We start from the raw sequence: 19,328 nt of genomic DNA, 5'->3' as shown, positions 1-19,328 counted from the left end.
CATCGGGGTGCGGATCTGCAGTTCGATGCCGTACGAGGCAGGCCCTGCACCACTGGCTGCGCTACGAGCTGACCTGAGTCAGCCCTGTTCCGCATGACGTTATAGATGGATCATCCGGGCAGCTTTAACGCCAAATGGTTCCCAGATGAGCACGATGCTCACTCACCGGGCCGCACAATGGCAATGACAAGGGGCGCAGATGCGCCCCTTGTTTTGAGAGGATGACAAGTGCGCGCCTGCGGGGGACAGGACAGCTTTTGACCCTGGCTGCACAAGGGATAACCAGGCTGAATTTGCTAGTAAAAACACCCCCTTTTCGCAAGCAAAAAAAGTTATTTAAATTTTCCATCTTCGATCATCGGACTTGCATTTGCCGGATCGGACGGATGAAAACCCACTCACTGTGAGCAGTCACTAACTCTGGCCCGAACACCCACAATTTATCCACAGCTAATGCGTTATCCACAGATTGCAATGCCGTGCCGACCTCACTATCTTGTAGTTCGAATTTAAAATAACACTATATCTTGTGATTCATGGCGCACTTCGCCCCCAGGCCACCCTACAGAAGGGAACCCTGGATGCTGGGCGCCATGGTTTTTCGGGAATCAACTAAAGGTCATCAGCCAATGAACTTGTTTGTGACGAAGCGTAACGGCCACAAAGAACCCATCGATCTGGATAAAATTCACCGCGTGCTCGACTGGGCCGCCGAGAAGCTCGACAACGTGTCGGTCTCCCAGGTGGAGCTCAAGTCCCACATCCAGTTCTATGACGGTATCCGTACCGCCGACATCCACGAAACCGTCATCAAGGCCGCTGCTGACCTGATCTCCGAACAGAGCCCGGATTACCAGTACATGGCCGCCCGCCTGGCCATCTTCCACCTGCGCAAGAAGGCCTACGGCCAGTTCGAGCCGCCCCACCTCTACCAGCACGTCGCCCGTCTGGTGGACATGGGCAAGTACGACAAGCACCTGCTGACCGACTATACCCAGGCCGAATTCGAGGAGCTCAACGCCCACCTCGACCACTGGCGTGACATGGACTTCTCCTACGCGGCGGTCAAGCAGCTCGAAGGCAAGTACCTGGTGCAGAACCGCGTCACCGGCGAAATTTACGAGAGCCCGCAGTTCCTCTACATCCTGGTGGCGGCCTGCCTCTTCTCCAAGTATCCGAAAGATACCCGTCTGGACTACATCAAGCGTTTCTACGATGCGGTCTCGACCTTCAAGATCTCCCTGCCCACCCCCATCATGAGCGGCGTGCGCACCCCGACCCGTCAGTTCAGCTCCTGCGTGCTGATCGAGTGCGATGACAGCCTGGACTCCATCAATGCCACCGCCAGCGCCATCGTCCGTTATGTCTCCCAGCGCGCCGGCATCGGCATCAACGCCGGCCGCATCCGTGGTCTGGGCAGCCCCATCCGTGGCGGCGAAGCCTTCCACACCGGCTGCATCCCCTTCTACAAGTACTTCCAGACTGCCGTGAAGTGCTGCTCCCAGGGCGGCGTGCGCGGCGGTGCGGCCACCCTCTTCTACCCCCTGTGGCACACCGAGGTGGAGAGCCTGCTGGTACTGAAGAACAACCGCGGCGTGGAAGAGAACCGGGTCCGTCACATGGACTACGGGGTGCAGATCAACAAGCTGATGTACCAGCGCCTGATCAAGGGCGGCGACATCACATTGTTCTCCCCGTCCGATGCACCGGGTCTGTACGACGCCTTCTTCGCGGATCAGGACAAGTTCGAGCAGCTCTACGTCAAGTACGAGCAGGATCCGTCCATTCGCAAGAAGACCCTCAAGGCGGTGGATCTCTTCTCCCTGATGATGCAGGAGCGCGCCGGCACCGGTCGCATCTACATCCAGAACGTGGATCACTGCAACACCCACAGCCCGTTCGATCCGGCCGTGGCCCCGGTGCGCCAGTCCAACCTCTGCCTCGAGATTGCGCTGCCCACCAAGCCGCTCAACAACGTGGATGACGAAGAGGGCGAAATCGCCCTGTGCACCCTGTCTGCTTTCAACCTCGGTGCCATCGAGAAGCTGGAAGACCTGGAAGAGATGGCGGACCTCGCCGTGCGCGCCCTGGATGCCCTGCTCGACTATCAGGACTACCCCCTCAAGGCCGCGATGAAGGGCAGCATGAACCGCCGCACCCTGGGGATAGGCGTCATCAACTACGCCTACTACCTGGCGAAGAATGGCGCCCGCTACTCCGACGGTTCCGGTCTGGCCCTGACTCACCGCACCTTCGAGGCGATCCAGTACTACCTGCTGAAGGCGTCCGTGCAGCTGGCCCGCGAGTTCGGCCCCTGCCCGGCCTTCAACGAGACCACCTACGCCCAGGGGATCCTGCCCATCGATACCTATAAAAAGGATCTGGATGTGCTGTGCAACGAGCCGCTGCATCTGGACTGGGAAAGCCTGCGTGAAGAGATCAAGACAGTGGGTCTGCGCAACTCCACCCTGACTGCCCTGATGCCGAGCGAGACCTCCAGCCAGATCTCCAACGCCACCAACGGCATAGAACCGCCGCGCGGCCTGGTCTCGGTCAAGGCCTCCAAGGACGGCATCCTCAAGCAGGTGGTGCCCGAGTACCATCGCCTGAAGGACCAGTACGAGCTGCTGTGGAAGCAGCCGAGCGTCGATGGCTACCTGCAGCTGGTTGGCATCATGCAGAAGTTTGTGGATCAGGCGATCTCAGCCAACACCAACTACGACCCGGCCCGTTTCGAAGGCAACAAGGTCCCGATGAAGCAGCTGCTCAAGGACTTGCTGACCGCCTACAAATATGGCCTCAAGACCCTCTACTATCACAACACCCGTGATGGTGCGGACGACGCCCAGACCGATCTGCAAGACGACGGTTGCGCCGGCGGGGCTTGTAAAATATAAGTCGCAGCACGATCTGATGAACCGGGCGGGAGCATGAAGCTCCCGCCCTCCTGTTTCCTCTCATTCAAGACATTCAAATCACCATGGCTTATTCAACTTTCTGCCAGACCCAGAACGACCAGCTCAAGGAGCCGATGTTCTTCGGCCAGTCGGTCAACGTGGCCCGTTATGATCAGCAAAAGCACGACATCTTCGAGCGGCTGATCGAGAAGCAACTCTCCTTCTTCTGGCGTCCGGAAGAGGTGGACGTGTCCCACGACCGCATCGACTACCAGGCCCTGCCGCCCCACGAGCAGCACATCTTCATCTCCAACCTGAAGTACCAGACCCTGCTGGACTCCATCCAGGGCCGCAGCCCCAACGTGGCACTGCTGCCCCTGGTCTCCATCCCGGAGCTGGAGACCTGGATCGAGACCTGGGCCTTCTCCGAGACCATCCACTCTCGCTCCTACACCCACATCATTCGCAACATCGTCAACAACCCGGGACAGGTGTTCGACGACATCGTCACCAACGAGCAGATCCTGAAGCGCGCCGGCTCCATCAGCCACTTCTACGACGATCTGATCGAGGCAACCGCGCTCTATCACCTGCACGGTGAAGGGAGCCACAAGGTGGGCGGCCGCGAGGTCTCCATCAGCCTGCGGGAGCTGAAGAAGAAGCTCTATCTGTGCCTGATGAGCGTCAATGCCCTGGAGGCGATCCGCTTCTATGTGAGCTTCGCCTGCTCCTTTGCCTTCGCCGAGCGCGAGCTGATGGAGGGCAACGCCAAGATCATCAAGATGATCGCCCGCGACGAGGCCCTTCACCTCACGGGGACGCAGCATATGCTGAACCTGATGCGCACCGGTCAGGACGACCCCGAAATGGCCGAGATTGCCGCCGAGTGCGAGCAGGCCTGCTTCGAGATCTTCAAGGAAGCGGCCGAGCAGGAGAAAGAGTGGGCCGAGTACCTGTTCCAGGACGGCTCCATGATCGGTCTGAACAAGGACATCCTCTGCCAGTACGTGGAGTACATCACCAACCTGCGGATGGCGGCGGTCGGCCTGCAGCCAGCCTTCATTGGCGCCAAGCAAAACCCCATCCCCTGGATCAACACCTGGCTTTCGTCCGACAACGTGCAGGTGGCCCCCCAGGAAGTGGAGGTGAGCTCCTACCTGGTCGGCCAGATCGACAGCGAAGTACACGCAGACGATCTCGGTGATTTCGAACTGTGAGTCAGCTGCCCGGACCGCTGGCCAGTCGCACTCGCAGCGAAGTGCACCCAGACGTTCTGGGGTACGCCGCGCCGTGAGTGACGCCACCAACACGCTGACCCCCGCCCCCTGCTCTGCCCCCGCGCAGAGCGAGGCGGGCTCGCCACGGGTGCATACCCGGGATGACGTGCTGCACGCCCATCCCGACGAGAGCCTGCTGGAGACCCTGGAGCGCCACGGTCACAGGGTGGAGTTTCAGTGCCGCAGCGGCTATTGCGGTGCCTGCCGCACCCCCTTGCTGGCAGGCACAGTGCACTACCCCAGCGTGCCGCTGGCGTTTGTCTCCCCAGGGGAGTGCCTGCCCTGCTGCTGCCAGCCGGTCGGGGCCATCCGGCTGGATATCCAGAAGGGCTGACGCCGCCACAGACTGGCAACTCGCGCAAAACAAAAAGCCGCCGGAGCAATCCGGCGGCTTTTTGTTGCGTCATCTGCAGAGGGCGCCCTGTGCAGGCGCCCGAGCCATCAAAGGGTCACAGCCAGGGGGCGGCGGTCGGCCCGTGATGCAGGCCCAGCTTCCAGACCCGGCCGAAGTGCTTGTAGTGACCGGCGGCCACCCCTGCCTTCTCCCCCATGCCGTGATAGAGATCGAGGTGACCCTTCTTCACGGCGCCGCCCACGTCCAGCGCGATCAGCAGGCGCAGCTGGTGTTTGCCGGTCCAGTTGCCCGCCTTGTCGAGCAAGGGCACTTCCGCGAGGATCGGGGTCCCCATGGGCAGCAGGGTCTTGTCGGCGGCCACTGCCGCCATGGGTAGCAGCGGAATGCCGGCGGCGCCCACCACATCGTTGGTGGGGCGACGCTCGAAGAAGACGTAGGAGGGGTTCTGCTCCACCAGCTCCTTGACGTTCGCCTCCGGCTGGCGGCTCGCCCACTCCTTGATGGCCTTCATGGACATCTGCTCCTTGGGCACCTCGCCCCGGTCGATCAGCACCCGGCCTATGCTCACGTAGCCGTGGCCGTTCTTGCCGCCGTAGCCCAGGTATTGCAGCCTGTCGTCATCCCCGTAGTGGACGAAGCCGGAGCCCTGCACGTCCATCAGGAAGTTGTCGATGAGGGACTTGCTGTAGCCAAGCTCCAGCCCACGGTTGGCCAGGGCCCCCTGATGGATCTCGGCACGGCTCGGGCAACGACCGCCACATCTGGGCATGGCATAGATGGGGTACTTGTACTTGGCATCCGGGCGGTGACGCACCTCCAGCACCGGCGAGTAGTAGCCGGTGAAGAGCACGTTGCCCATGCGATCGGCGCCGCCGAGCTGGGCCAGGCTGATGCCGTAACGGGTGATCTGAGCGGGATCGCCGCCATTGGCCACCCAGCGGGAGAGCTGGCGATAGAGCTCGCCGTAGCGACGGGTCATCTTGCCGGAGCGCTCCAGCACCAGCCTGCTCTGGGGGCCGAACTTGCTGTAGTCGGCGCGCTGATGGCTGTTGACCCGCTCCACCCGCACCAGATCCCCGGGCAGGGCACCATCCAGATACTGCTTGCCCAGATTCTCCGGCACCTCGCAGTTCAGAAAACATCCGGATCCCGCCTTCTTCTGGGGCACCTTGGCGGGTTCAGGGTTGCCCGCACAACCGGCCAGCCCCACCACGGCGGCGGCCAGCCAGTACGCATGTTTATTCATATGTCCTCATATAACACCGAGCATCATGTTCGGCGGGGAAGATGCCAAATTTGCCGGGGGAAAGCAAACGCCATCCGCCCCCGGACGCCCTATTTCTCCAAAGGGGCTCTTCTGGGTTATAACAAGGTGACAAGATGTGAGAGGTCGTGGATGGAACAGCTCGAAATCTTCCCCCTGACAAGCCCCTGTGTCGGGGTCTGTGAAGTGAACAACAAGGGATATTGCAAGGGGTGCCTGCGCAGCCGGGAGGAGCGCTTCAACTGGCTCGTCATGACCCCGACCCAGCAGCAGGAGGTGATGCGCCTGTGCCGCAATCGCAAGGCGCGGGTCGAGGCCGCCCGTCGCAAGGCCAGAGAGGGTGAGCCCGTCGAGCCGCCATCGCAACCTGGCTGGGATTTCTGACCCCTTCCCTCTTTCTGCCCACCAAAACAGAGGCGGCCCGCAGGCCGCCTTGTCATTCATCGGATGGATGCCAGTCAGGCCGTTGCCAGCCTGGCCTGCTCCTCGCCGCGCTTGAGCATGGCGTAGGAGACGCCGGTCAGGAGCGACCCCGCTGCAATCGCCAAGATATACATCATCACGTGGCTGATGGCGTTCGGGATGAAGAGCACGAACAGACCGCCGTGGGGCGCCACCAGTTCGCAGCCGAACAGCATGGAGAGCGCACCGGTAAGAGCGCCGCCCACCATGCAGGCCGGGATGACCCGCATCGGATCCTTGGCCGCGAAGGGAATAGCCCCCTCGGAGATGAAGCACAAACCCAGCACGAAGGAGGCCTTGCCCGCTTCCTGCTCCGCCTTGATGAACTTCTTGCTGGCCAGGAAGGTCGCTATCCCCATCCCCAGGGCCGGCACCATGCCGGCGGCCATCACCGCAGCCATGGGGGCATAGGTCTTGGAGGCGAGCAGGCCGACCCCGAAGGCGTAGGCCGCCTTGTTGACCGGGCCACCCATGTCGAAGCACATCATGGCGCCGATGATGACACCCAGCAGCACGGCGTTGGCGGAGCCCATGTTGTTGAGGAACTCTGTCATGGCATTCATGATGCCGGCCACCGGGCCGCCCACCACGTAGATCATGACGAGACCGGTAAACAGGCTGGCCACCAACGGAATGATGAGGATGGGCTTGAGCGCTTCCAGGGTCACCGGCAGGCGCACCTTGTCGCTCAGGTACTTGGCGCTGTAACCGGCGAGGAAACCAGCGACTATGCCACCGAGGAAACCGGCGCCGAGCGAGCTGGCCAGCATACCGCCAATCATGCCAGGGGCGAGACCCGGACGATCGGCGATGGAGTAGGCGATGTAACCGGCCAGTACCGGGATCATCAGGGCGAAGGCGGAGCCGCCGCCGATCTTCATCAGGGCCGCCGCGAGCGTCCCCTCTTCCTTGAACGCCTCGATGCCGAAGATGAAGGAGAGCGCGATGATAAGACCACCGGCCACCACCATGGGCAGCATGAAGGAGACACCGGTCAGCAGGTGCTTGTAGGGGCCAGCCTTCTCCTCTTTCTTGGCCGCGGCAGCGCCGCTGTGACGATAGGTCTTCGCCTCTGTCCACGCCTTGTCGAGCTCGGCGCGGGTCTTCTTCAGGGCAGCGCCCGTGCTGGTGCGATAGACGGGCTTGCCGTCGAAGCGGGCCATGTCCACCTCGATGTCGGTGGCGAGGAACACCAGATCGGCGGCGGCAATCTCATCGGCGGTCAGGGCGTTCTGGGCACCAACCGAGCCCTGGGTTTCGACGCGGATCTGATGACCCAGCTGCTTGGCCATGGTCTCCAGCGCTTCCGCCGACATGAAGGTGTGGGCCACCCCGGTCGGACAGGCGGTGACCGCAACGATGCGCTTGGCACCGCTGGCCGCCTTGGCGGCGGCATTGGCAACGGCGGGCGCGGCCTGGTGGCGATAGAGGCTGGCACCGCTCGCGGCGGCCTCCAGCAGGGCGGCAGGATCCTGCAGCGCCAGATCCATGCTGCCCTGATAGAGGCGCTTGCTGTCATAGGCCGCGAGATCCACAGGGGCGCTTGCCACCACCAGCACCAGTTCGGCGGCGGCAATCTGCTCTTTCGAGGGAACCTGACGGGGTTGTACGCTGGAGCCGACGTCGAGGATAAGCTCCCAGCCCGCCAGTTTGGCCTGCTGTTCTATCCGTTTTGCAGCGAGAAAGCTGGTGGCAATGCCCGCCGGGCAAGCCGTAACCAGAATTGCTTTCATTGGGCATCTCCTGAGTGTGTCATCGAAAGGGGATTGGATTGAGCCGGTGCCAGCGCATCCAGACGCTGTACGCGCACCTGCTCGAGTAAGGGGTTGAGCACCTTGATATCGTCAAAGCCGACCGCCACCTGGCTCACCGCCAGGGCAGAGACGGCGGTGGCCAGACGCAGGGTCTGCTCCGGCGCCCAGCCAAGGCTGAGGCCATGGGCCAGCCCCGCCACCAGAGAGTCGCCGGCACCGACGGTGCTGACCACCTTCATGCGCGGCGGAATGGCCTGCCAGACGGCATCGGGCGCAAACCAGATGAGGCCGTCGGCGCCATTGGAGATCACCACATGGGGGATCCCGCTGGCCTGCAGGGCACGGGCACACTCGGCCTGATCGGCGAGGGTCTTGATGGGGCGACCTGCCCACTGCTCAAGTTCTTCCAGGTTCGGCTTGACCAGGGTCGGCGCCGCCTTGATGCCCTCGCTCAGGGCCGCACCGCTGCAATCGAAGATCACCTGCTTGCCCTTGGCCTTGAGCAGGCGAATAAGCCGGGCGCAGTAATCGGGGGCAACTCCCTTGGGCAGGCTGCCCGCCAGCACGAACCAGTCGGCGTGCGGCGCCAGCCGCTCTATTTCGGCCTCCAGCGCGGCCACTTCCCCCTGATGCACGTCAAGCCCAGGCAGATTGAGATCCGTGACCCGGCCCGATTGCTCGGAGATCTTCACGTTGATGCGGGTGCTGCCCGCCACGCGCACGAAATGGTCTTCCAGAGCGCGCGTCTCGAACAGGGAGACGAAGCTCTGCTGGTTGTCCTCGCCGAGCCAGCCGGTCAGGCCCACGTCGCGGCCGAGATCTTTCAAGACCATGGCGACGTTGATCCCCTTGCCCGCGGCGCGCAAGTTGGCTTCGCTCACCAGGTTCACCTCGCCGAGGCTCATGGCGTCCAGGCGGGCGGTGAGATCCAGCGCGGGATTGAGGGTGATGGTCATTAGTGTCATGAGAGCGCCCCCTCGCCCAGACCGGCGGCAATGGCCTCACCTATCCCCTTGAGGGCCGCCTCGGCATCCGCCCCTTCGGCGCGAAACGCCAGACGGTGACCACACTTGACGCCCAGACCGATGACCTTCATCAGGCTCTTGGCGGAGACGGCTTCACCGCTGCCATCCAGGTTCGCCACGCGAATGTCGGATGCATACTCCTTGGCTACCTTGACCAGCATGGCGCCCGGACGGGCGTGCAGGCCATGGGGGTTGATGATGGTGAAGGTGTCGGAAAGCCCGCTCGCCGGACCTGCCTGCAACATGGCCAGACCGTCGCTCCCTGCGAGCGTCCCGAGCTGACCGGCGGCAGCCAACTTGGCCAGGTTGTCGAGCTGCGGCAGATGGCTGCTATCTGCGGCGCACAGCAGCAAGAGGACGCTGACCGGTTGATCCCCTGCGTTCAGTGCAGTGCTAGGCGTTGCCAGTACCCAGCCGGTCTGGGCCGCTTGCGCACGGGCCAGCCAGACCCCATCCCCCAGATAGGCGGGCTCGCTTGCCAGCAGGGAGGTCACCATGGCGGCCTCCCCCCAACCGGCAGATTTGGCGCGGGCGGCGGCCCCCAGCAACAGCTGGTCGCGATCGTCGGCCGGGAAGTCGGCCAGGGTCAGGAATTGCACCTCTTTGGCCGCGCTCGCACCGGTGAGGATGTTGATGATGGTCTCTTCATCGGTGGCCTCTCTCAATTGCGCGGCGGCCTGCTCGTCACCCAGCACATGGGTGAGCTGGCGCAATATGCCCAGATGCTCGTCCGACTTGGCGGCGATGCCGATGGCGACGTAGGCAGTCTGCCCCTCATCCCACTCGATACCCTGGGGGAACTGGGCCACCATGACGCCGGTGCTTTTCACCAGATGACGGGTATCCGTGGTGCCGTGGGGAATGGCGATGCCGCTGCCAAGGTAGGTGGCGTGCTGGGCTTCCCGCGCCAGCATGCCGTCCACATAACCGGCCTCCACCAGACCCGCGTCGGTCAGTTTGCCTGCCAGCAGGGCGATGGCGTCCGCCTTGGTCGCCACCGATTGTCCCAGCAGGATTTGCTGTCGCGCCAACTTCAACATAGAGATTCTCCATCAGGTCCGGCTTCGCCTCGCGGCACACCGGCTCAACTCAACTTGGATTTCGGGTAATTTGCCTGCTGACAATAGACGGGAATCTCCCCCCGGGTAGGCCGTCTCGGCATTTCCTGGTCGAACATTCATCGTTTACTGACAAGCTGAATCGTTTCACTTACACTCAGACTGAATCGTTTCAGCCAATTGTTCAAGATCCCACTGAGAGTGCTTTTCAATGATATGATCCCGCGCACACTTTTCGGTGCCCCCACCTGAAACCGTCGCGGGCCTTGCAACTCAAACAGAGCCAATATGATGAAACTGGATGAAATCGCCGCCCTGGCCGGTGTCTCGCGTACCACCGCCAGCTATGTGATCAACGGCAAGGCGGATCAATATCGCATCAGCCAGGCCACCCGTGACAAGGTGATGGCCGTGGTCCATGCCCACAACTATCAGCCGGACAGCCGTGCCGCCTCCCTGCGCGGCGGCCAGACCAGGACCCTGGGCTTCATCCTGCCGGACCTTGAGAACGCCAGCTACGCCAAGCTCGCCAAGCGCCTCGAGCAAGGCGCGCGGGCCCAGGGCTATCAGCTGCTGATCGTCTGCTCGGAAGACGAGCCACAGACCGAGAAGGAGCTGGCCCGGATGCTGGTCAGCCGCCATGTGGATGCACTGCTGGTGGCGAGCTGCCTGCCGCCGGCGGACCCTTTCTATCGGGAGCAGCAGGCCCGTGGCGTGCAGATCCTGGCCATAGACCGGGCCCTGGCCGCCGACCACTTCATCACGGTGGCCAGCGAAAACCAGAAGGCGAGCTGCGATCTCACCGCCTCCCTGCTCACCCCCGCCCTTCGCCATGTGGCCCTGATCACCGCCCTGCCAGGCCTCACGATAAGCCAGGAGCGCCGCGCCGGTTTCGAGCAGGCGCTGAGCAGCCACGCCAGCACCGCCCTGCTGACACCCCATGTCTGCGAGGGGGCCCACTTCTCCCGCGCCGAGGGTTATCGCCTGATCAAGGCGCTGCACCAGCGGCTCGGCCAGTTTCCCGAGGCGCTGGTCGCCACCTCCTACATATTGATGGAGGGGGTGCTCGACTATCTGCTGGAGCTGGAGGCCGACATGAGCCGGATTGCCATGGCCACCTTCGGGGACGATCGGCTGCTGGACTTTCTCCCCTTTGGCATCAACTCCCTGCCCCAGCAGCACGACGCTCTGGCCGCCCAGGCCCTTGCCCTCGCCTTCGAGGCCATCAACGGCCACTACCGCGCTGGCCTGCACTGTGTGAGCCGCACCCTCAAGCGTCGCCGCTGACGCCCCTCACGTGCCGGCGCTCTCCTGCCACGCCGGCGCGCTTTTTCACCAGTCAACACCGCCTGCTGTCATCTTTTATTTCCACCTATTGCCACCTTGCAGTACAAAATCCGCCTTTACAGGCTTGTTTCCACTTTTTTGATCCGTTAACGTGGCAACCATCTTTTACAACCCACGGATTTTTCGTAACGATGCGTCCACTCCGATATTGCTAGCCTCCGGTCCCGCCCCCGGAGGCACCTGGCCGACACCGCCACTGGCTCGCTTTTTTTACTACGCAGTTTCTCTATCTGGATGGACACCATGAATACCAAAACCCTGGGTTGCACCCTGCTCATCGCCGGCACCACCATAGGCGCCGGCATGCTGGCCCTGCCGCTGGCCTCCTCCTCCCTGGGCGGCCCCGCCACCCTGGCGCTGATGGTCGGGCTCTGGGCCCTGATGGCCTTCACCGCCATGCTGCAGGTGGAGGCCAGCCTCAATACCGGCAAGTGGTACCTGCACCAGCTGGCGGATCACCTGCTCGGCCCCTGGGGCAAGCGCATCGCCTCCTTCTGCATCCTGATGCTGTTCTACTCCCTGGCCTCCGCCTACATCAGCGGCGGCAGCAGCCTGCTGGCCCAGGCGCTGGCCGATGCGGGCACCACCGTCAGCCAGGAGCAGGCGGCCTGGGCCTTCACCCTGCTGTTCGGCGGCATGGTGTGCGTGGGCACCAAACAGGTGGATTACCTCAACCGCCTGATGTTCACCGTGAAACTGGTGATCATGGTAGGGGTGCTGGCGCTGCTGCTGCCCCGCGCCGAGGGGCAGCATCTGCTCTCCATGCCGCTCGGCCAGGGCTTGCTGCTGGCGGGCCTGCCGGTCATCTTCACCTCCTTCGGTTTCCACGGCTCCATCCCGAGCGTCATGCTCTACCTCGGCGACTGCCCCAAGCAGCTGCGCCGGGTCTTCGTGTGGGGCTCTGCCCTGCCGCTCATCCTCTACGTGCTGTGGCAGGTGGCGATCCTGGGCCTGCTCGGCCAGCAGAGCCTGATCCAGACCGGCGGGGCGCTGGACAGCCTGCTCGCCAGCGTTGGCAACCTGGTGAACTGGCCTGCCTTCAATCAGGCGATGCACCTGTTCGCCGATCTGGCGCTCGCCACCTCCTTCCTCGGGGTGACGCTCGGGCTGTTTGACTTCATGGCCAAGGTGACCCGCCGCAAGGACAACTGGCAGGGCCGCAGCCAGACCGGCATGATCACCTTCGTGCCCCCCCTGCTGTTTGCCCTCTACTTCCCGCAAGGTTTCATCATGGCGCTGGGCTACGCCGCCATCGCCCTGGCGGTGCTGGCGGTGCTGCTGCCGGTGGCCCTGGTGTGGCAGAGCCGCAAGCAGGCCGAGGCGCACCATTACCGTGTCCCGGGCGGCGTGATTGCGCTCGGTCTCGCCGGCGCCATGGGGGTGCTGATCGTCGGCGTCCAGGTGAGCGTCAGCCTCGGCATGCTGCCCGCGCTCTGATCCTTACCGGCATTGGATGCCCCACATTGAAAAGCCCCGCCAGCATAAGTTGGCGGGGCTTTTTATTCTTCGGGTCCAGGCGCCGTCGGCAGCTGGTTGCGCCCTGGTTCGCCTATTCGCCACATACTGCTGCTACCCTCAGAGGCAAGCCATTGAGGCGCCAAGCAATATCCAGGCAGACACATCCACTCGAGAGCCAGATACCATGACCATATTGCCCATCTACGCGGCCCTGCTCGCCCTGCTCTTCGTCTTGCTGAGCATACGCACCATTCGCACCCGCCAGAGCCGCGGGGTGGCACTGGGGCACGGGGATGACCCCGCCATGCTGCGGGCCATGCGGGTGCACGCCAACTTTGCCGAGTATGTTCCCCTGGCCCTGCTGCTCATCTATTTTGTCGAAACCTCCAGCCAGACCCCCTGGCTTGTCCATCTGCTAGGGGCCAGCTTGCTGTGCGGCCGCCTCTGCCATGCCTTTGGCATGAGCCGCACGCCGGAGAACTTCCGCTACAGGGTAACGGGAATGGGGCTGACCTTCGGCGTGATCCTGATAAGCGCGGCCCATATCCTGCTCGCGGCGCTTATCCCCTGACCATTTCACTGCCAGCCAGAAAGAAAAAGCCCCGCCAGATTGGCGGGGCTTTTGTCAACCGAACAGCCTGGGAGCCTGGCTCCCGAGCCGCTTACTGGTTGTGGCTGGCGCGGCGCGGACGACGAGCCTGGGCCGGTTTGGCGGCACCATCGGCGGGACGCTGGCCACCTTGCGGCTTGGGCTTGCCACCGTTGCCGGTGCGGGCACCGCCTGCGTTGCCACCATTGGCGGAGCGACCCGCACCCTGACGCTGGCCCTGACCCTGCGGGCGCGGCGCACGGCGCTGCTCGCTCGGATCGCGGGGCTCTTTGCGCAGGGGCGCGCCGATACCACGGCTTATGTTATCGAGCGTCTCGCGGGAGGCTTCAAAACCGGCCACCTGTTCGCAGGGGATGTTCTGCTTGGTCAGACGCTCGATCGCCTTGATGAGCTTGCCTTCATCGGCAGCCACCAGGGAGATGGCATGACCAGCGGCGCCGGCACGGCCGGTACGGCCGATGCGGTGCACGTAGTCTTCCGCCACGTTGGGCAGCTCGAAGTTGACCACCTGCGGCAGCTTGTCGATGTCCAGACCACGGGCGGCGATGTCGGTCGCCACCAGCACCTTGACACTGCCTTCCTTGAAACCGGCAAGGGCACGGGTACGGGCACCCTGGCTCTTGTTGCCGTGGATGGCGGCGGCGCTGACGCCGTTCTTGTCGAGGGTCTCGGCAACGCGGTTGGCCATGTGCTTGGTACGGGTGAACACCAGTACCTGCTGCCAGTCGTTGCTGGTGACCAGGTGGCTCAAGAGCGCGATCTTGTTGGCCTTGTCGCAGGGGTGCACCAGCTGCTCGATGCGCTCGGCGGTGCTGTTGCGCGGGGCCACTTCGATCACCGCCGGGTTGTCCAGCAGGCCGGTGGCCAGCTCGCGGATCTCTTCGGCGAAGGTGGCGGAGAAGAGCAGGTTCTGGCGCTTCTTCGGCAACAGGGCCAGGATGCGGCGGATGTCACGGATGAAGCCCATGTCGAGCATGCGATCCGCTTCGTCCAGCACCAGGATCTCCACTTCGTCGAACTTGACGGCGTTCTGGTTGTAGAGATCCATCAGGCGGCCCGGGCAGGCCACCAGCACGTCCAGACCACGGCGGGTTGCCATCATCTGCGGGTTGATGCTGACGCCGCCGAACACCACGTGGCTGCGGATCGGCAGGTGCTTGCCGTAGTTGCGCACGCTCTCGCCCACCTGGGCGGCCAGCTCGCGGGTCGGGGTCAGCACCAGGGCACGAATGCGGTTCGGGGATACCTTGCGCTTGCTCTCGGTGAGGCGCTGCAGCATCGGCAGGGTAAAGCCTGCGGTCTTGCCGGTCCCGGTCTGGGCGGCGGCCATCAGGTCACGGCCAGCCAGGACGGCCGGGATCGCTTGTTGCTGGATGGGAGACGGGGTGTCGTAGCCTTGTTCGGCAACGGCACGCAACAAGGGTTCGGCCAGACCGAGGGAAGTAAAACTCATAGTTACCTGCTAGGGATAGGGGCGCCGGGGATCTGTGGTGGGGCTCCTCTGCTGAGCCGATGCCATCTCACAGGATCTGGGCCTATAGAGAAAACAACGATTTCCCCGGGGAGCAGAGCAAAGGGGAAAGAATAGAGGCGCAGTCTAACGGAGTTGGCGCACTTACACGAGGAAAATGTGATGCGCCTCCCAGCACGGCTGGAAATACCGGCGTTGGCGGGGCAGAATGGCGATGATGATGCTCGCCAGGGTCCGTACCTGCCCCTCCTGGGGCGCGAATTCATACCCTCACGACACGGAACAGGGAGGTTCTGCTTGATCAGGAGACATATTCAGGTCGCCATGCGCTCTGCCTTGAGCCTGGGCCTGCTGCTCACACTGAGCCTGCCTCTGGGCGCCAGGGAGACACTGTCGGTGGCCTGGAGCCACTGGCCCCCCTTCAGCCAGATTGATGCCGATGGCGAACTCGGCGGGCTGGACGTGACCCTGACCCGCCAGATCCTCCGCGGCGCCGATCTTGAGCCCGCGTTTCGCAATCTCCCCTGGGCCCGGGCCCTGCACCTCATGGCGCGCCAGCAGCTGGATGTCGCCATGGGGGCTCTGAAGACCCCGGAGCGGGCACGTTTCGCCCGCTTCTCGGCCCCCTACAGACGCGCCAGCTTCGTGCTGCTCAGCCACAAGGCGGCCCCCGGGAGCCCAGATCGCTGGCAGGGGATAACGCACCTTGCGGATCTGTGCCAGCAGACGGGGCTGCGCCTTGGCAAGCTGAGGGGCACCCGCCCCCTGCCCCTGAGCGACGCCTGCCCCTCCCTTCGGCAGGCGAGCGAATACAACTCGGACGACAGGCTGATCGCCCTCCTGCTGGCGCGGCGCCTCGATGGGGTCATCATGGAGTGGCAATACGCCCGGCATCGGCTGGCTCAGCTGGGGGCCGAGGAGTTCACCCTGTGCCAGGTGCTGCTGCACCAGCAGCCGGTCAGCCTGATGTTCGCCAGCCAGGCGGTGAGCGACGCAGAGCTCGCCCGCATCGATGCCGCCATCGCCGCCCTCCCCCCGCCAGATGCAACCTTTGCCCCGCCGGTGTGCCGCCTCGATGGCAGCCAGCCCCGGGAGAAAGGCGCTCAGGGCTGAGACCCCCGCACAAACGAGAAAGGCGACCCTGGGGTCGCCTTTTTTGCAGAGCATGATGATCAGCCGACCGCGCGGCTTGCAGATCAGCGCAGCTGCGGGGTCTGGGTATGCACGCCCTGGTTCTGGGCGCGGTGGCGCAGCAGGTGATCCATCAGCACCAGGGCCAGCATGGCCTCGGCGATGGGCACGGCACGGATGCCGACACAAGGATCGTGACGACCCTTGGTGATCATCTCGGTGGCCTCGCCGCTGGTGTTGATGGTCTTGCCCGGCACAGTGATGCTGGAGGTGGGCTTGAGCGCCATGCTCACCACTATGTCCTGGCCGGAGGAAATGCCTCCCAGGATGCCGCCCGCATGGTTGCTGGCAAAGCCAGCCGGGGTCATCTCGTCGCGATGCTCCGAGCCTTTTTGCTCCACCACGGCGAAACCGTCACCAATCTCGACCCCCTTCACCGCATTGATGCCCATCATGGCGTGGGCGATGTCGGCGTCGAGGCGGTCGAACACCGGCTCCCCCAGGCCCACCGGCACGTTGCGCGCAATGACAGCCACCTTGGCGCCTATGCTGTTGCCCTCTTTCTTGAGGGCCCGCATGTACTCGTCGAGGGCCTCCAGCTTGCCCGCATCGGGGAAGAAGAAGGGGTTCTGCTCGATCTGGCTCTGGTCGAACGCCTCGGCCTTGATGGGGCCTAGCTGGGAGAGAAAACCCACTATCTCGATGCCGTGCATCTGCTTCAGGTATTTCTTGGCGATGGCCCCCGCCGCCACCCGCATGGCGGTCTCGCGGGCCGAGGAGCGGCCGCCGCCGCGGTAGTCACGCTGACCGTACTTCTGGTGATAGGTGTAGTCGGCGTGGCCCGGGCGGAACAGGTCCTTGATCTCGGAGTAGTCCTTGGAGCGCTGATCGGTATTCTCGATGAGCAGCCCGATGGAGGTGCCCGTGGTGCGCCCCTCAAACACCCCGGCCAGGATCTTCACTTCGTCCGCCTCGCGGCGCTGGGTGGTGTAGCGGGAGGTGCCGGGCTTGCGCCTGTCCAGATCGATTTGCAGATCCGCTTCGCTTATCTCAAGCCCCGGGGGGCAGCCGTCGACCACGGCGCCGAGCGCCAGGCCGTGGCTCTCGCCAAAGGTGGTGACCCGAAAGAGTTGGCCAAAACTGTTCCCTGCCATGGGTGCTCCTTGCTGCTTAGCTCTTGTAAATCGCGAAATGGGCCTGGTACTGCTCGAGCTCTGCCTTGGTCATCACGAAGACGCCGTGACCACCGTTCTCGAACTCGACCCAGGTGAAGGGCACGTCGGGGAACTGGGCTTCCAGGTGGATCATGCTGTTGCCCACCTCGACCACCAGCACGCCGTCATCCTTGAGGAAGTCCGCGGCATTGGCCAGGATGCGCTTGGTGAGCTTGAGGCCGTCGGAGCCCGACGCCAGGGCCAGCTCCGGCTCGTGACGAAACTCTTCCGGCAGATCCGACATGTCCTCGGAGTCCACATAGGGCGGGTTGGAGACGATGAGATCGTACTTGTCGCCGGCGGGCAAGTCGCGCATCAGATCGGAGCGGATCGGGATGACCTGCTGCTCCAGACCGTGATCGTTGATGTTCCGCTCGGCCACATTGAGGGCATCGACGCTGATGTCGATGGCATCCACTTCCGCATGGGGGAACTCGTGGGCCATGATGATGGCGATGCAACCGGAACCGGTGCACAAGTCCATGATCCGGGTCGGCTCTTCCTTCAGGAAGGGAGCGAAACGGTTCGCCACCATCTCGGCGATGGGGGAGCGCGGAATGAGCACCCGCTCGTCCACGTAGAACTCCCAACCCGCGTACCAAGCCTTGTTGGTCAGGTAGGCGGCAGGCACCCGCTCCTGCACCCGGCGGATGATGAGCTCGGCAATGCGGTGGCGCTCGCTGGTGGTCAGGCGGGAGTGGCGCATGCCGGGATCCACGTCCGGCGGCAGATGTAACGCGGGCAGCACCAGTTGCACGGCCTCATCCCAGGCGTTGTCCGTACCATGTCCGTAGAAGATCCCGGCGTCGTTGAAACGACTCATGGCCCAGCGCAACATGTCCTGGATGGTGTGCATTTCGGCAACCACCTCGTCGATAAATATCTTGTCCAAATCCACCTCCAAGTCGAGTAATATCCGGCCCGAGAATTCTATACAGCGAGCAAGACGAGTACCTGATGAAAAAAACGCCCTCACCCACAGACGAGGAAAGCCTGCTGTTTCGTGATGCTGTCAAAGGTACCCGGAAAATTAAGCAAGATACCATAAGGGCCTCCTCAAGCCCGGTCAAGCAGAAACGCGAACTGCGTGAAAGCCGCGAAAAGCTTGGGGTTGACCACTTTTTCAGCGACGAGTACCAGCCTCATCTGGACGAAGAGGGCCCGACCCGTTTTGTGCGTGAAGACGTGTCAAAATTCGAGCTGAAAAAGCTCAAGCGCGGCCTCTATCCGCCGGAGATTTATCTGGATCTTCATGGCATGAGTCAGCTCCAGGCCAAGCAGGAGCTGGCCGCCCTGCTCACCCTGTGCCAAAAAGAGAACATTCACGTCGCCTCCGTGATGCACGGCATCGGCAAGCATGTGCTCAAGCAGCGCATTCCAAGCTGGCTGGCCCAGCATCCCAATGTGCGCGCCTTCCATCAGGCCCCGCGGGAATGGGGGGGCGAGAGCGCCATCCTGGTGCTGCTGGATATCGAGGAGTAACCCGGCGCCGGGCAGGAGACGGTTGAACGAAAAGCGCGCCTCAGGGCGCGCTTTCCATATAGCGTTTGAAGTTGTCGAGTATGCTCTGCCAGCCGGCACGCTGCTGCTCGCCGCTGTGTTCGGATTCGGCGTCGAACTCCTCGTGCACCCAGGTGCCTCCCTGATCCTCCACGAACCTCACCCTGACGGCCCGGCCGTCGTCCATGACGTAACCCAGGGAGGTTGGCGGCACCACCTCGGTGAAGGTGCCCTCGAAATCGAACCCCATGCTGCCATCCCGGGCGGCCATACGGTGACAGAAAAGCCCGCCGACCCGCAGATCCACCCTGCTGCCGGGGCAGTGCCACTCGGGGGAGGCTGCATTCCATGCCATGATGCTGGCGGGGGTGTTCCACCCCTCCCATACCAGAGCGACTGGCCGCTCGACCCGGACGCTGACGCTTATCTTCATCGATCTTCTCCTCTTGTCTCGATTCCCGACGCCCATGTGAAGCATGGGTGTCGCCCCTTGACGGTTGTGTCC

At 63.3% G+C, this 19,328-nt stretch carries 17 protein-coding genes; 9 read left to right on the top strand and 8 right to left on the bottom strand.

Translation table 11 applies throughout. The annotated features are described in order from the left end of the window. Nucleotides 1-629 precede the first annotated feature (629 nt). From nrdA to yfaE, 3 genes are all read left to right on the top strand, one after another. Nucleotides 630-2,897, top strand: coding sequence for a class 1a ribonucleoside-diphosphate reductase subunit alpha (gene nrdA, locus AAHB08_RS08525; RefSeq protein ID WP_162519121.1), 2,268 nt, complete (start codon nucleotides 630-632; stop codon nucleotides 2,895-2,897). Nucleotides 2,898-2,980: 83 nt separating this feature from the next. After that, nucleotides 2,981-4,114: a class Ia ribonucleoside-diphosphate reductase subunit beta gene (gene nrdB / locus AAHB08_RS08520; protein WP_139434395.1), complete on the top strand. Its 1,134-nt coding sequence runs from the start codon at nucleotides 2,981-2,983 to the stop codon at nucleotides 4,112-4,114. Nucleotides 4,115-4,187: 73 nt separating this feature from the next. After that, nucleotides 4,188-4,508: a class I ribonucleotide reductase maintenance protein YfaE gene (gene yfaE, locus AAHB08_RS08515; protein WP_342058685.1), complete on the top strand. Its 321-nt coding sequence runs from the start codon at nucleotides 4,188-4,190 to the stop codon at nucleotides 4,506-4,508. A 115-nt stretch (nucleotides 4,509-4,623) separates the two neighbouring features. Here the strand turns inward: yfaE and mltA are convergent, their stop codons facing one another. After that, nucleotides 4,624-5,775 carry a murein transglycosylase A gene (gene mltA, locus AAHB08_RS08510; protein ID WP_342058684.1) on the bottom strand — a complete coding sequence of 384 codons (1,152 nt, stop codon included), beginning with the start codon at nucleotides 5,773-5,775 and terminating at the stop codon, nucleotides 4,624-4,626. A gap of 150 nt (nucleotides 5,776-5,925) precedes the next feature. On the opposite strand from mltA, the gene AAHB08_RS08505 reads away from it, so the two are divergent. Next, the gene (locus AAHB08_RS08505; protein ID WP_139434392.1) at nucleotides 5,926-6,177 is read left to right on the top strand and encodes a DUF1289 domain-containing protein; all 252 of its coding nucleotides are present in this window, start codon (nucleotides 5,926-5,928) and stop codon (nucleotides 6,175-6,177) included. A 74-nt stretch (nucleotides 6,178-6,251) separates the two neighbouring features. On the opposite strand, the gene fruA is transcribed toward AAHB08_RS08505, so the two are convergent. The 3 genes from fruA to fruB are packed head-to-tail and all read right to left on the bottom strand — an operon-like array spanning nucleotide 6,252 to nucleotide 10,074. Then, complete coding sequence (gene fruA, locus AAHB08_RS08500) at nucleotides 6,252-7,988, bottom strand: PTS fructose transporter subunit IIBC (protein ID WP_342058683.1); 1,737 nt, start codon at nucleotides 7,986-7,988, stop codon at nucleotides 6,252-6,254. Further along, nucleotides 7,985-8,974 (bottom strand): 1-phosphofructokinase, encoded by a 990-nt coding sequence (gene pfkB, locus AAHB08_RS08495; protein ID WP_342058682.1) that lies wholly within the window; start codon nucleotides 8,972-8,974, stop codon nucleotides 7,985-7,987. The genes fruA and pfkB overlap by 4 nt, the downstream gene beginning before the upstream one ends. After that, nucleotides 8,971-10,074 carry a fused PTS fructose transporter subunit IIA/HPr protein gene (gene fruB, locus AAHB08_RS08490; RefSeq protein ID WP_342058681.1) on the bottom strand — a complete coding sequence of 368 codons (1,104 nt, stop codon included), beginning with the start codon at nucleotides 10,072-10,074 and terminating at the stop codon, nucleotides 8,971-8,973. The genes pfkB and fruB overlap by 4 nt, the downstream gene beginning before the upstream one ends. 306 nt (nucleotides 10,075-10,380) lie before the next feature. Here fruB and cra point away from each other — a divergent pair, with 306 nt between their 5' ends. The 3 genes from cra (at nucleotide 10,381) to AAHB08_RS08475 (ending at nucleotide 13,468) form a co-directional block, all read left to right on the top strand. Then, the gene (gene cra, locus AAHB08_RS08485; RefSeq protein WP_342058680.1) at nucleotides 10,381-11,379 is read left to right on the top strand and encodes a catabolite repressor/activator; all 999 of its coding nucleotides are present in this window, start codon (nucleotides 10,381-10,383) and stop codon (nucleotides 11,377-11,379) included. A gap of 303 nt (nucleotides 11,380-11,682) precedes the next feature. Next, entirely contained in the window at nucleotides 11,683-12,876 is a 1,194-nt protein-coding gene (locus AAHB08_RS08480) for an aromatic amino acid transport family protein (RefSeq protein WP_342058679.1), read from the top strand. A 205-nt stretch (nucleotides 12,877-13,081) separates the two neighbouring features. After that, nucleotides 13,082-13,468, top strand: a complete 387-nt coding sequence (locus AAHB08_RS08475) for an MAPEG family protein (RefSeq protein ID WP_342058678.1) — start codon at nucleotides 13,082-13,084, stop codon at nucleotides 13,466-13,468. 91 nt (nucleotides 13,469-13,559) lie between these two features. Here the strand turns inward: AAHB08_RS08475 and AAHB08_RS08470 are convergent, their stop codons facing one another. Further along, nucleotides 13,560-14,960: a DEAD/DEAH box helicase gene (locus tag AAHB08_RS08470; protein ID WP_139434368.1), complete on the bottom strand. Its 1,401-nt coding sequence runs from the start codon at nucleotides 14,958-14,960 to the stop codon at nucleotides 13,560-13,562. Nucleotides 14,961-15,278: 318 nt separating this feature from the next. Between AAHB08_RS08470 and AAHB08_RS08465 the strand changes: the two genes are divergently transcribed. Further along, nucleotides 15,279-16,091, top strand: coding sequence for a substrate-binding periplasmic protein (locus tag AAHB08_RS08465; RefSeq protein WP_404838538.1), 813 nt, complete (start codon nucleotides 15,279-15,281; stop codon nucleotides 16,089-16,091). Nucleotides 16,092-16,174: 83 nt separating this feature from the next. Here AAHB08_RS08465 and aroC read toward each other — a convergent pair whose 3' ends face one another. Next, complete coding sequence (gene aroC / locus AAHB08_RS08460) at nucleotides 16,175-17,263, bottom strand: chorismate synthase (protein ID WP_319918159.1); 1,089 nt, start codon at nucleotides 17,261-17,263, stop codon at nucleotides 16,175-16,177. Between the two features lie 16 nt (nucleotides 17,264-17,279). Further along, nucleotides 17,280-18,215, bottom strand: coding sequence for a 50S ribosomal protein L3 N(5)-glutamine methyltransferase (gene prmB, locus AAHB08_RS08455; protein WP_139434364.1), 936 nt, complete (start codon nucleotides 18,213-18,215; stop codon nucleotides 17,280-17,282). A gap of 65 nt (nucleotides 18,216-18,280) precedes the next feature. On the opposite strand from prmB, the gene smrB reads away from it, so the two are divergent. Next, nucleotides 18,281-18,805 (top strand): endonuclease SmrB, encoded by a 525-nt coding sequence (smrB, locus tag AAHB08_RS08450; protein WP_042650147.1) that lies wholly within the window; start codon nucleotides 18,281-18,283, stop codon nucleotides 18,803-18,805. 40 nt (nucleotides 18,806-18,845) lie between these two features. Here smrB and AAHB08_RS08445 read toward each other — a convergent pair whose 3' ends face one another. Continuing rightward, nucleotides 18,846-19,256 (bottom strand): SRPBCC family protein, encoded by a 411-nt coding sequence (locus AAHB08_RS08445; protein WP_202045810.1) that lies wholly within the window; start codon nucleotides 19,254-19,256, stop codon nucleotides 18,846-18,848. Nucleotides 19,257-19,328: the final 72 nt, after the last annotated feature.

The organism is Aeromonas sp. OTU364 (assembly GCF_038440395.1).
Lineage (GTDB): Bacteria > Pseudomonadota > Gammaproteobacteria > Enterobacterales > Aeromonadaceae > Aeromonas.
Note: the sequence above shows the minus strand (reverse complement) of the source record. Positions and strands in the feature narration are given on the sequence as shown.